Raw genomic sequence first — 12,564 nt, 5'->3', positions numbered from 1 at the left:
TAGAAGCCCCGATCTGGCAGCTCGCCGAAGCCGCCCGCTAGCGTGTGGCCATGCGCTCACGACGTTCGATCCTCGCGGTGCCCGGCAGCAGCCTGCGCTTCCTGGAGAAGGCCCAGACGCTCCCCGCCGACGAGGTCTTCCTCGACCTGGAGGACGCGGTCGCGCCCCTGGCCAAGGCCGAGGCGCGCAAGAACATCGTGGACGCGCTGCGCACCGGCGACTGGAGCGGCAAGACCCGCGCGGTGCGGGTCAACGGCCTGGAGACGCAGTGGACCTACCGCGACGTCATCGAGGTCGTGGAAGGCGCGGGCGAGCAGCTCGACTGCCTGATCCTGCCCAAGGTGCAGGACCCGACCGAGGTGGTCTGGCTCGACACCCTGCTCACCCAGATCGAGCGCACGATGGGCTACGAGGTCGGCCGGATCGGCATCGAGGCGCAGATCGAGAACGCCCGCGGCCTGGTCAACGTGGACGCCATCGCGGGCAGCTCGAAGCGGCTGGAGGCCCTGGTCTTCGGCCCGGCCGACTTCATGGCCTCGATCAACATGCGCACCCTCGTCGTCGGCCAGCAGCCGCCCGGCTACACCGAAGGCGACGCCTACCACTACATCCTGATGCGGCTGCTGATGGCCGCCCGCACCCACGACCTCCAGGTCATCGACGGCCCCTACCTGCAGATCAAGGACGTCGAGGGCTACCGGCAGGTCGCCCGCCGGGCCGCGGCGCTCGGCTTCGACGGCAAGTGGGTGCTGCACCCGCTGCAGGTGGACGCGGCCAACGAGGTCTTCTCGCCCGCGCAGGAGGACTACGACCGCGCCGAGCTGATCCTGGAGGCGTACGAGTACTACACCACCGTGGAGAAGCGCGGCGCGGCCATGCTCGGCGACGAGATGATCGACGAGGCCTCCCGCAAGATGGCCCTCGTCGTCGCCGCCAAGGGCCGCGCCGCCGGCCTCACCAGGACCAGCACCTTCACACCTGAACCCCGATGACGGTGAAGAACCAGAACGACGAGGTCAGCCAGAGCCCCACCAGCGCGGTGAAGACCAGCGAGCCCAGCACCGGCAGGGTCCAGCCGGGCAGGCCCTTGCGCGGCAGCGCGAGCATCTTCGCGGTGAAGACGCCGTAGAAGAAGCAGCCGAGCAGCGAGTGGATCAGCACGCGCGGCACGTCGTACTGGAAGCCCAGCGCGTACAGGCAGTGGAAGGCCACCGGGACGGTGAGCAGGAAGGCCAGCCGTCCCGACCAGCGGTGCACCGCGCCGGGGATGCGGACGCCGATCTTGCCCCACATCGACAGCGCCGAGACGACCTGGACGAAGGCGAGCAGGAAGGCGCCCGTGGTCAGCCAGGCCTTCATCGGCTGCGCGCCGGAGAAGCCCGCCGGGCCGATCGCGAAACCGGTCGGGGTGTGGGCTCTGCCGTACACGCCGAGGGCGACCATGACCAGGCCACCGGCCAGGAGCGGGAGCAGCAGCGGCGCGAGGCCGGTACGGCGGGGCGGAAGCACTGCGGTCATGACATCTCCTCGATGAAGCCGTCGACGTCCTCGGCCTCGACCTGGCCGCCGTTGATGGTGACCGGGCTGCCCGGCGTGAGCGCGGGCGGCTCGACCTTCTGCTCGCCGACGAAGGCGGTGCCGACCTGGGTGAAGCCGTCGCCGTTCGGGTTGCGGAGGTAGATCCAGCTCGCCTTGATCTTGGCGCCGCGCACGATGGCGGTGGCGCGGTAGAGGCCCGAGGGCTTCTTGACGGTCGGGGCGGTGAAGTCCCACTTCTTGCCACCCACGGCGACCTCGCCCGCCGCCCGGCCGCCGCCGAGCGCGGCGGTGAGCTTGGCCCCGCCGAAGCCCTCCAGCTCGACCTGGCCGCCGGCGACCTTGCCGAGGAACCAGGCCTCGGTACGGCCGTCGCAGAAGTAGCCGATGGCCTTGGCCCCGCGGATCGAGACCGCGATCAGGGCCCGGGTGCCCTCGACCCGGCCGGCGTAGTCGGCGCGGACCGGCGCGGGCTTCGTGCTCGGCGGCGAGGTGTTTCCGGCCGGGTTCTCGGCCGGTGTGGCGGAGGAGGTGGCCTCGGCGGGCGGTTGCACCACCTCGGCGGTGCCCGCGGCCTCCCGGGCACCGGGATTGGCGGCGACGCTGGCCACGCCCAGCCCGCCGGCGAGCACGACACCCACCGCGAGCGTGACGAACGGCCCCAGCTTGGACATGACTGACTCCCAGGGTTGGACTGCTTACTCCTGGAGAATCCACGCGATCGCCCGGCCAGTCTGTGAAGAAATGCGCGCCCGGCAGGAAGAATGGCAGCATGCAGGAGACTCCAGAGCCGCAGGCGCCCCACGGCCAGGGACCGGGTCCGCACGCACCGGGACCGGTGCCGTACGGCCAGGGGCCGGGTCCGTACGGGGACGGACCGGTGCCGTACGGCCAGGGGCGGGGTCCGTACGGGGAGGGACCGGTTCCCTACGGCCGGCCGTATCCTCCGACGGGCTACCAGCCGCCGGCGCCCGAGCCGTTCCTGCTCCCCACCCAGCCCGGCCTGCGCTACGACCACCTCGCCCGCAACCGGGCCACCGAGTGGTGGCGGCCCCTGGTCGGCACGCTGATCGTGGGCGCCGCCTTCTTCGTCGTCGGCTTCGTGGTGCTGTTCGCCGGCATGCTGGCCGCGCCCTTCCTGGGCATCAAGGTGCTCACCACCATCCAGCTCTTCAGCGACCCGCTCTACGCGCTGGTCTTCCTGCTGCTGCCGATCGCGGCGGTGCTGCCCGTCGTGTACGGCACCGCCGCGCTCATCCAGCGGCGGCGGCCCGGCACGCTCTCCTCGGTGGCCGGGCGGCTGCGCTGGGGATGGATGGCGCAGTGCGCCGGGATCGCGGTGGTGGCGCTGCTCCTGGGGCAGATCGCGATGGTCTCGGCCTTCGCGGCCACCGGGGAGGACCTGTCCGGGATGTTCGGCTGGGCGGGCTGGGCGACGTTCCTGCCGGCTCTGCTGGTGATCGTCCTGCTGGTGCCGTTTCAGGCGGCGACCGAGGAGTACATCTTCCGCGGCTGGCTGGTGCAGGCCTTCGGCTCCTACCTGCGCAACCCGATCTACGGGATCCTGCTCGGGTCGCTGGCCTTCATGTCGCTGCACGGCTACACCGGGGCGGGCATGATCGACGTGTTCAGCTTCGGGGTGGTCATGGGGCTGCTCACCGTCCGGACCGGCGGGCTGGAGGCGGCGATCGCGATGCACGTGATCAACAACGTCTTCGCCTTCGGGACGAGCGCGGCGTCGGGGGAGCTGTCCGACGCGATGCAGCAAGGGGCGGTGCCGTGGCAGTCGCTCGTGGGGACCGTGGTGCAGCTCGGCGTCTTCGGGGTAGGGGTTTTCGTGCTGGCAAAGAAGCGGGCAGTTCCTACTATTTCCGGATAAATAGCCCGGGGGTTTGTGGAATCTCGCTAGAGAGGTCTCGCGCTTCCGTCGCGGGCGTGCTGGTCTGGATCCTGTGACACATCGGGGATTCGAGGTGATCATCGTGGCTCGGGAGGGTAGAAGTAGTCCCGTGCGCCGCAGCCTGGGTGATTTTTCCCAGAATTTCGCCCAGGACGGCGGTTAGGCAGGCAAAGACCCCTGGAACGGTCCCAAACCTCACGAGGAGGTGCGGCGCGTGGCCTCCGGCCCCAGCGATCCGCCCCGGCGGCAGGACGACGAGCCCCCCGCCGCCCCCACCGGCCCCTCCATCCACCCGGAGGCCCCACCGCCCCCTGCGGGCCCGCAGCAGCCACCTGCGCCGGGCGCGGAGGAGACACGGGCGCCAGGCCCGGAGCAGTCCCCTGCGGCGGGCGTGGAGGAGATCCGGGCGTCAGGCCCGGATCAGCCGTCTGCGGCGGGCCCGGGGGAGGCGCGCGCGCCGGGTACGGAGCAGCCGCCTGCGGATGGCCCAGGGGAGGCGCGGGCGTCAGGCCTGGAGCAGCCGCCGGGTGTGGGGCCTGCGCGGCCGCGGGAGCCGCGGATCGAGCATGCGCCGCCCGGGCCCACCGACGACCGGGCGCGGGGGTTACCGCTCGCCTCGCCCTGGGGGTTGCCGCCGTTCGCCTCGCCCACGCCTGAGGAGGAGCCGCCCGAGGCGCCCCGGGGACGCCGGCCGTACAGCTCGCCGACCGCCGAGCCGGAGACCGACGAGCGGCGCCGCCGCCTGGTCAGCCGGCCGGACAAGCTGGTCGCCACCGGCCAGGCCCGCCCCTACCCCCAGGAGGCCCCCGAGTCGCCCGAGGAGACCGAGCGCAGGCAGCGCACCGCCGACACCAAGCCCTACCCGCGCCAGGGCATCCCCCTGCGCCGCGACCAACCACCCCCCGCCCAGGACCCATCCCCCGACGAGCCCCCAAGGGACGAGCCGGCCCGGGACGAACCGGTGGCGGAGGAACCCCCACCCGCCCGCCCAGCCGAGCGCGCCCAGCCGTACGCCCGCCGCGACCCCCACGAGGACCGCGAGGAACGCGACCGCCGGGAACAGCTCAACCGCGAGGAGCGGGAGCGCCACGAGCACGACGACCCCGAGGAGCGGGCACGCGAGGACCGCAACCGCGAGGAGCGGGAACGCCACGACCGGGAACGTCACGACCGGGAGCGTCACGACCGGGAGCGTCACGACTGGGACGGCGACGACTGGGAGCACCGGGACTGGGAGCGCCGGGACGACCGTGAGGAGCCGCCCCCCGCGGTCCCCATCCCGGTGGAGCCCGCCATCGACGCCGAGCCCGAGCACGTACACGGCGACGACGACCAGCCCGCCGTCCGCCGCGTGGGCCGCCCGCCGGGCGGTCGCCCGACCCGGCCGGACCTGCTGGTCGCCTCCGGCCCGGCGGGCGCGGGCCGCCACCAGCGCGGTCCCGCCCCGGCCGCCACCAGGAGGTCCAGCCCGGTACGGCGGCGCAGGCTGGCCGCCCCCGTGGCGATCCTGGTCGCCATCGCGCTCACCGTCGCCGGCGGCATCCTGGCCTGGCGCCAGCTCGCGAACCGCACCCCCGACGGGCTGAGCCTGGCCACCGGCCGGTTCCTGCCCGCCGACACCCTGTTCGAGCTGAGCTCGGCGGTGAGCGGCTCCAACCAGAAGCTCAACGACGTGGCCACCGCCGGCCAGGTGGTCGTCGCCGTCGGCAGCGACACCACGAGCCCCACCCCGCGCCCGCTCTTCCTCTTCTCCCCGGACGCCGGCCGTACGTGGCAGCTCGGCAAGGTGTCCGACTCGCCCACCGCGACCGTGCTGAAGGTGGTCGGCGCCGAGGGCCACTGGCTGGCCGCGGGCGGCGACGAGGAGTCGGGCGTCGGCCTGTGGACGAGCACCGACGGCTTCTCCTGGGAGAGCGTGGAGGCCGCGGGCCTGAGCGCGTTCCGGCGCGGCGAGAGCGTGCGCGACCTGGCCAGGACCGCCGAGGGCTTCGTCGCCGTGGGCGGCTCCCCGGCCGAGCCCGCGGCGTGGAGCTCGCCGGACGGCCGGACGTGGCAGCGCGTGGAGCTGGGCGACCTGGACGTGCGGACGCTGGAGGCGGTCGAGGCGCGAGGCGACACCGTCGTCGCGCTCGGCCGCCCGGGCCAGGGCGACGGCTCGCGGGCGATCCGCTCGACCGACGGCGGCCGGACCTGGCGCGCGACCGGCTTCCTGCTGCCCGAGGCGCAACCGAAGGCCGGGGCGCTTGCCGTACTCCCGAAGCAGTTCGTGCTGGTCTCCACCGCGCCGCCGACGCCGGAGGGGCAGGTCAGGGTGTACTGCTCGGCCACCGGCGAGCAGTGGGGGCAGTGCGGCACGATCAACGGCCTCGACCGGCAGAGCGCCGGCGTCGACCGGGTGGTGACCTACGGCGGCGGCGTGGCCGCGATCAGCCTGGTCGGCCTGGCCGGCTACTCCGTGCTGACCAGCGACGACGCCAAGACCTGGACCAAGCGCGCGACGATCGGCGACCTGGGTGACGCGACGCTGCGCGGCTTCGCGCTCACCCCGGACGGGACCGTGTTCGGCGGCGGCGACCGGGCCGCCTCCGACATCGACAACCAGCCCGTGCTGATGACGGTGCCGCCGGGCGGCGAGCCCGCACGCGTCGAGCTCGGCCGGGTGCAGGGCCTGACCCGGGTCGCCCGCGAGGTGGCGCGGGTGGCGACCGGCGACGGCTGGTACGTGGCGGTCGGCTCGGCCTCGGGTGAGGCGGGCATCTGGAGCAGCCTCGACGGAGAGTTCTGGGACGCGCACAGCCTCGGCGGCCCCCGCCTGCAGGCGCTGCGCGACGTCGCCCACGGCCCCAAGGGCTGGATCGCCGTCGGCGGCAACGAGGTGGCCGCCAGCGTCTCCGAACCGCTGGTGATCTCCTCCACCGACGCCCGGGTCTGGAAGAAGACCGCGGCCCCCGCCCGCGGCCAGAACTCCGTGACCCTCCACCGCATCACCGCCGGCCACAACGGCTACGTGCTCGGCGGCGAGGAACGCAACCCGGCCGGTACGGCTGCCGCCGCCCTGTGGCACACCCGGGACGGCCAGAAGTTCGCCAAGGCCAAGCAGCTCCCGCAGGGCGGCGCCGACGTCCGGATCCACGACCTGGCCGCGGCGGGCGAGCGCTACTTCGCCGTCGGCGGCGCCGGCCGGGCCGACCGCGAGAGCGGCGTGCTGTGGTGGTCCGACGACGGCCAGACGTGGAAGGCCAGGCCCCGCATCCTGCCCAAGGACGCGACCAGCGCCGGACTGCGCCAGGTGGTGGCCGTCGGCGACCGCGTGGTGGTCATCGGGACCGCGGTGCACGACGGCGTGCGCAAGGTCTTCTCCGGCTACTCCACCGACGGCGGCAAGACCTGGGGCGACTACACCTGGCTGCGCGCCGAGCACCCGGCCGAGGTGCACGACCTGGCCGCCACCGAGTCGGGCGTGGTCGCGGTCGGCACGCACAACGGCGACGGCGCGGCGTGGATCTCCGAGGACGGCCAGAGCTGGACCCGGCACGACCCGAGCGCCGACCAGCTCACCGGGGAGGGCCGCCAGTGGCTGGCCGCGGTGGCGCTGTCCGGGACGCGCGTGCTGGGGCTGGGCCGCTCGGCGACCTACAACGCCGACCACCTCATCCTGTGGACGACGACCCTGGCCGCGGAATGACCGACCAGGCGGTCAGCGCCTCCAGCAGGCCCTCGGTGAGCGGCCACCGGCCGAGCTCCGCCAGCGGGCACCAGCGCACGTCCGCGGCGTCGTCACCGGCGGCGAGCGTGCCGGAGCGGGCGACGGCCAGGTAGTCGTGGATCTCGTAGACCACGCCGCCCGGCCCCGGCCGCTCCACGACGCCCGCGAGGGGACCGACCTCGACGCTGAGGCCGGTCTCCTCGGCGAGCTCACGGCGCAACGCCTCGGCGTCGCTCTCCCCGGCCTCGACCCGGCCGCCGGGCAGCGACCACAGCCCCAGGCCGGGCGGCCTGCCCCGCTTGACCAGCAGGATCAGGTCCCCGTCGAGCACGATCGCGCCCACACACTTTACGCGCACATTGCGGTTATATAACGGCGCCCTCTTGACGGATCGGTGCGGGTCGGAGCACCGTGAGTAGCTGTGAGAGCGGCACCAACCTGTCCGCGGTGTTTCGGGCTGCTTCATCCGCCGAGCGCCTGGCACAGTGCCTGGCGCTGTGACGCGCATGGCGACGTGCTCCCGTTCCAGCCGCCCAGACACCCGTCCAGCACCTCCGTCGACCTCGTACGGAACAACTCCGTCGTCCCGGTCTGGCTGCCCTGGCCGCTGCCGGCCGGTTGGCTGGTGACCGGTTTCGGGGAGGTCGGCGACGAACGCACCGGCGGGCGCGCCAGCGTGGTCGCGCTGTCCGGCCCGTCCGTCACGCACGGCCCGGCCGACCTGGTGATCATCGCCGAGGAGCCGGGCATCGGCCTGGGCGCGGCCTTCGCCGGCCTGGACGGGCCAGACCCGGGCGTGGGCTTCGACGAGGGTCCGCCCAACGCCAAGATCGACGTGCTCGGCCACCCGACCGCGCTGTGGTGCGTGCACGGGCCGGCGGACCGCGCGGTCTACGCGGGCGAGGCCATGGGCAACTGGCTCTGGACCATCGGCTGGCCCGCCGAAGCCGGCTGCGTGATCGCGCTGGCCCAGCTCAGCCTGGTGGACCTGCGTGACCTCGCCCCGCTCGACATCCCCTTCGGCGCGTTCTCGCCGCGGCTGGACACCTGAGACCCGCGCCGCGGCCCGCCGGTTAGGATCGGAATTCGGCTCCCCCTGCTGGAAGGGGGGAGTGGGCAGTGTTCGACCTGCAGTTCTTCGTCGGCGCCTTCGTGACGATGTTCGTGATCATGGATCCGCCGGGGGTCATCCCGCTCTTCCTGGCCTACACCGGCGGCCGCACGCTCCAGGAACGCAAGCGGGTCGCCTGGCAGGCCGCGGTCACCGCCTTCTGCCTGATCGTCGCCTTCGCCGTCTTCGGCCAGGCCATCCTGGGCTACCTGCACGTCGAGGTCGCGGCCATGCAGATCTCCGGCGGGCTGCTCCTGCTGCTGGTCGCCCTCGAACTGCTGCGCGGCCAGACCGCCCCCAAGAGCGACGAGGTCATGTCCAGCGTCAACGTGGCGCTCGTGCCGCTGGGCACCCCGCTGCTGGCCGGGCCGGGCGCGATCGTGGCGACCATCGTCTTCGCCCAGCAGGCCGAGGGCAAGCTGGCCGACATCCTCGCACTGGGCCTGGCCATCGCCGCGGTGCACATCGTGCTCTGGCTCTTCATGCGCTTCTCGGTCTCGATCATCCGGGTCATCAAGGAGAACGGCGTCGAGCTGGTGACCCGCATCGCGGGCCTGCTCCTGGCCGCGCTGGCGGTCCAGCTCATCATCAACGCGATCCGCGCACTGGTCGCCTGACCGGGCAAACCCGCTAGAGTGCGGAAGCGTGACAGCGCGTATCGAGCGAGTGGTGACCGAGGGCGTCGTCGATGTCGACGGCGTCGAGCACAAGGTCGAGAACAACACGTGGATCGTGGGTGACGACGACGAGGTCATCGTCATCGACCCGGCCCGCGATGCCGACAAGATCATGGAGCAGGTCGGTGAGCGCGAGGTGCTCGCCGTCATCTGCACCCACGGCCTGGCCGACCACGTCGGCGCCGCGATCGAGGTGGCCAGCAGGGACGAGGCGATCATCGCCCTCCACCCCAAGGACAAGCCGATCTGGCGCGAGACCTGGGCGGAGACCTGGCCCGACATCGACCTCGAGGACGACGGCCGCTTCGAGGTGGCCGGCTCCGTCCTCGACGTCATGGAGACCCCGGGCGTCACCCCAGGCGGCATCTCCCTCTACAGCGAGGACCTCGAGGTCGTCTTCACCGGCAAGTCGCTGCAGGCCGACGGCCCGGGCAAGATCGGCGGGGAGTACCCGGCGCTGCCCGACCAGCTCACCTCCATCGGCGGGCGGCTGTTCACGCTGCCCCACGCCACCCGGGTGCTCCCGGCGCACGGCGAGGAGAGCACGGTGGGCGACCTGGAGCCGCTCTTCGACGACTGGGTCTCGGGTTCGCTGACCCGCGCCGAGCAGCCGGAGGGACCGCTCGTGGACGGCACCCGCACCGCGGGGATCTCCATCAAGCTGAACGACGACTGAGGTGTACGACCAGCTACCGCTGGAAGGGATGCCGCGGCGGCTCTACGCCTGCACGCCGTCGCGGCTGAACACGTGGCTCGACTGCCGCAGGCGCTACCGGTTCACCTACCTCGACCGGCCGGCGCCGCAGAAGGGCCCGCCGTGGGCGCACAACAGCCTGGGCGCCAGCGTGCACAACGCCCTCGCGGCGTGGTGGCGTGAGCCGTACGAGCGCCGGACCCCGGTGCTGGCCGGCATCCTGCTCACCAACGGTTGGATCACCGAGGGCTACCGCGACGCCCAGCAGTCCGGCGAGCAGCTCGCCCGGGCGCGCGAGATGGTGAGCGGCTACACCGCGACCCTCGACCCCTCGGACGAGCCGGTCGGGGTGGAGCGCACCGTCGGCACCCGCACCAAGGTGATCGCGGTCTCGGGCCGGATCGACCGCCTCGACCGGCGCGGCGACGAGCTGGTGGTGGTCGACTACAAGACCGGCCGCCGGCCGCTGACCCCTGACGACGCGCGCTCCTCGCTGGCACTGGCGATCTACGCCATCGCCGCCTCGCGCATGCTGCGCACCCCGTGCCACAAGGTCGAGCTGCACCACCTGCCGACCGGCGAGATCGTCGAGTGGGAGCACACCGACGAGTCCCTGGGCCGGCACCTGCGCCGGGCCGAGGAGGTCGCGGTGGAGGCGGCCGAGGCCGACGAGCGCTTCCGTGACGGCGACACCGGCGGGTTCGAGCCCAGTCCGGGGCCGCTGTGCTCGTGGTGCGACTTCCGCCGGCACTGCCCCGAGGGCCAGGCCGCCGCCCCCGAACGCCGCCCCTGGGACGCCCTCAGCACCTGACGGCCTGCAATTTTCAAGCGGCTCGCAGGTGCGGTGGCCAGCGGCGCGGGTCGATGAGGCCGCGCAGCCCGTGGCTGACGTCGTAGCCCGAGGCGCCCAGCCGCTCGCGCGCTCCGTCGAGCATCTCCCTGGTGTACGGCAGGAAGGCCCGATCGTGCACCGGCTCGGGCACCGAGTTGGCGGCCAGCCGGAAGGCCCGCAGCGCCGCCGTCACCGCCGCCTGGGGCACCTCGGGCAGCGTGCCGTACATCCGCCTGGCCCAGGCCGGCAGCGTCAGGTAGCAGAGCGCCCCGAACGGGAACCAGAGCGGCTTCCCGGCCGCCAGCATCCGCAACTCCTCCGGCAGCCGCGGCCACAGCAGGAAGCGCACCGTCTCGGCGGCCTCCGGGGTGCGCGCCAGCTTGGCCCGCATGTCGGTGAAATATCCGGCCAGCCCCGCCCGGGAGCCCGGCACGTCCTCCGGATGTAACCCCACGTACGCCGCGCTCCGCCGCTGTTCGGCGAGGTAGCGGTCGGCCATCCGGCCGGTCAGGGCCAGCCCGCCCCGCCGCGCCGCCGCCAGGTACGACGACACCTCCGCGCAGTGCACCCACAGCAGCAGCTCCGGATCGTCCACCCGGTGCGTCCGCCCCTCGTGACGGACGCGCAGGCTGCGGTGCAGGTCACGCACCCGCCGACCGGCCGCCGCCGCCTCCTGCGGGGCGGCGAAGGTGACCCGCCCCACGAAGTCCGCGGTACGGCGGAGCCGCCCGAACGGGTCCTCCTGGAAGGTGGAGTTCTGCCACACGCCCCGCATCGCGACCGGATGCAGCGCCTGCAGCATGAGCCCCCGCACGCCGCCCACCCACATGGTCCGGTCGAGATGGACCAGCCAGGTCACCGACTGCGGCGGCTGGACCGTCTCCTGGCTCATCCCTGCGTGGACCGGGTCTCGGCCGCGTTCCAGAACCGCACCAGCGCGGCGGCGGTGGTCTCCGGGGCCTCCACAGCGGGGGAGTGCACCGCCCCGGGGACGACCACGCACTCCGCGCCCAGCCGCTCGGCCGTCTCGACCTGCTGCTCCGGCGGCCAGCCGTCGTCGTGCTCGCCGAACAGCACCAGCAGCGGCGTGCCCACCTGGGCCAGTTCCTCGGTGCGGTCCTCGATGTCCAGGCACTGCGCGGCCATCCGGGCCAGCGCGACCGGCGAGTTGGCCAGCAGCCGCTTGCGCAGGAAGGCCAGGATGTCCTCGTCCACCCCGTTGGCCAGGGCCTCTGGCTCGAAGCGCGAATGCCAGAGCTGTTCCAGGCCGTGGGTGGCGATCTCGTCGATGATCTTCTGCCCGCCCTCGGCGCGGCGGCCGGTGATGGCCGCGGGGCCGGTGCTCATCATCGTGTACGACGCGAACTTCGTCCGGCCGTCGATCACGGCCACCCGGCTCACCAGGCCGCCGAACGAGTGCCCCACCAGGTGCACCGGCTCCCCGCCGCCGATCGCCTGGGCCACCGCGTCGATGTCCGCTCCCAGGGCGGCGCACGTGTAGGCCTCCGGGTCGTCGGGGCCACCCGTCTCGTACTGCCCGCGCAGGTCGATGGCGACGATGCGGCGGCCCGACTGGGCCAGCGTCTGCAGGACCGCGATGAAGTCCTCCTTGCTGCCCGTCAGACCCGGGACCAGCAAGGCCGGATGGCGTTCGAGCACGCCGCTGCCGGGGATCGCCTCCAGGGCCGCGAACGCGCCCACAGGAGTCTCGATCCGCCTGGGCTGCACTCCAGGGGGGAGGGTCAGGAAACGCGGCGTACTCACGTGGGGCAACAATACCCACGACCAGGTCAGGGGACACCGGCAACAGCCGCACCGCCGCCCGAGTCCTGACCGAATGCCCCAAAGATCCCCCTGCCCGATCCTCCGGTCCCCTGATTCGGACGCTCTTTTGGGAGGGGGCTTCCCGCGATCCCGGCTTCCCGCGCCGGCCTCTAACTGACACCGGTTGCGGCCAGCTTGGAAGCCCGCCGTCTCGGGCCCGCCGTACCTGGCCCCGGAAACCAGTGCGGCCCCGGACGGGGGTCCGGGGCCGTGGTGGTGCGGTCCGTACACAGGACGGGCCGAGGGTGGTGGGTCGGCCCCGCGGGTTGGGCGGGGCCGGGAGG

General features: G+C 73.2%; 12 protein-coding genes. 7 read left to right on the top strand and 5 right to left on the bottom strand.

Translation table 11 applies throughout. The features are described 5' to 3' along the window. The first annotated feature begins 50 nt into the window (after positions 1-50). On the top strand, positions 51-992 hold the full coding sequence (locus tag AB0I67_RS30980) for a CoA ester lyase (protein WP_357930573.1): 942 nt from the start codon (positions 51-53) through the stop codon (positions 990-992). Here the strand turns inward: AB0I67_RS30980 and AB0I67_RS30975 are convergent. Continuing rightward, the gene (locus tag AB0I67_RS30975; RefSeq protein ID WP_357930570.1) at positions 973-1,518 is read right to left on the bottom strand and encodes a DUF6529 family protein; all 546 of its coding nucleotides are present in this window, start codon (positions 1,516-1,518) and stop codon (positions 973-975) included. The genes AB0I67_RS30980 and AB0I67_RS30975 overlap by 20 nt on opposite strands. Beyond that, positions 1,515-2,210 (bottom strand): hypothetical protein, encoded by a 696-nt coding sequence (locus AB0I67_RS30970; RefSeq protein WP_357930567.1) that lies wholly within the window; start codon positions 2,208-2,210, stop codon positions 1,515-1,517. The genes AB0I67_RS30975 and AB0I67_RS30970 overlap by 4 nt, the downstream gene beginning before the upstream one ends. A gap of 98 nt (positions 2,211-2,308) precedes the next feature. Between AB0I67_RS30970 and AB0I67_RS30965 the strand changes: the two genes are divergently transcribed. Further along, positions 2,309-3,415, top strand: coding sequence for a CPBP family glutamic-type intramembrane protease (locus tag AB0I67_RS30965; RefSeq protein WP_357930565.1), 1,107 nt, complete (start codon positions 2,309-2,311; stop codon positions 3,413-3,415). Between the two features lie 550 nt (positions 3,416-3,965). Next, complete coding sequence (locus AB0I67_RS30960) at positions 3,966-7,121, top strand: hypothetical protein (RefSeq protein ID WP_357930562.1); 3,156 nt, start codon at positions 3,966-3,968, stop codon at positions 7,119-7,121. Here AB0I67_RS30960 and AB0I67_RS30955 read toward each other — a convergent pair. Further along, positions 7,087-7,500, bottom strand: coding sequence for an NUDIX hydrolase (locus tag AB0I67_RS30955; protein WP_357930560.1), 414 nt, complete (start codon positions 7,498-7,500; stop codon positions 7,087-7,089). The genes AB0I67_RS30960 and AB0I67_RS30955 overlap by 35 nt on opposite strands. Positions 7,501-7,563: 63 nt before the next feature. Between AB0I67_RS30955 and AB0I67_RS30950 the strand changes: the two genes are divergently transcribed. From AB0I67_RS30950 to AB0I67_RS30935, 4 genes are all read left to right on the top strand, one after another. After that, positions 7,564-8,193 carry a DUF6758 family protein gene (locus tag AB0I67_RS30950; protein WP_357930558.1) on the top strand — a complete coding sequence of 210 codons (630 nt, stop codon included), beginning with the start codon at positions 7,564-7,566 and terminating at the stop codon, positions 8,191-8,193. Between the two features lie 68 nt (positions 8,194-8,261). Next, positions 8,262-8,870 carry a MarC family protein gene (locus AB0I67_RS30945; RefSeq protein WP_357930555.1) on the top strand — a complete coding sequence of 203 codons (609 nt, stop codon included), beginning with the start codon at positions 8,262-8,264 and terminating at the stop codon, positions 8,868-8,870. Between the two features lie 28 nt (positions 8,871-8,898). Further along, entirely contained in the window at positions 8,899-9,606 is a 708-nt protein-coding gene (locus AB0I67_RS30940; RefSeq protein ID WP_357930552.1) for an MBL fold metallo-hydrolase, read from the top strand. Between the two features lies 1 nt (position 9,607). Next, positions 9,608-10,435 carry a PD-(D/E)XK nuclease family protein gene (locus tag AB0I67_RS30935; RefSeq protein WP_357930550.1) on the top strand — a complete coding sequence of 276 codons (828 nt, stop codon included), beginning with the start codon at positions 9,608-9,610 and terminating at the stop codon, positions 10,433-10,435. A gap of 13 nt (positions 10,436-10,448) precedes the next feature. On the opposite strand, the gene AB0I67_RS30930 is transcribed toward AB0I67_RS30935, so the two are convergent. Together AB0I67_RS30930 and AB0I67_RS30925 are read right to left on the bottom strand one after the other, a co-directional pair. Then, the gene (locus AB0I67_RS30930) at positions 10,449-11,348 is read right to left on the bottom strand and encodes an oxygenase MpaB family protein (RefSeq protein ID WP_357930547.1); all 900 of its coding nucleotides are present in this window, start codon (positions 11,346-11,348) and stop codon (positions 10,449-10,451) included. After that, the gene (locus AB0I67_RS30925) at positions 11,345-12,220 is read right to left on the bottom strand and encodes an alpha/beta hydrolase (RefSeq protein WP_357930544.1); all 876 of its coding nucleotides are present in this window, start codon (positions 12,218-12,220) and stop codon (positions 11,345-11,347) included. The genes AB0I67_RS30930 and AB0I67_RS30925 overlap by 4 nt, the downstream gene beginning before the upstream one ends. Positions 12,221-12,564: the final 344 nt, after the last annotated feature.

The organism is Nonomuraea sp. NPDC050310, from assembly GCF_040655795.1.
Classification (GTDB): domain Bacteria; phylum Actinomycetota; class Actinomycetes; order Streptosporangiales; family Streptosporangiaceae; genus Nonomuraea.
Note: the sequence above shows the minus strand (reverse complement) of the source record. Positions and strands in the feature narration are given on the sequence as shown.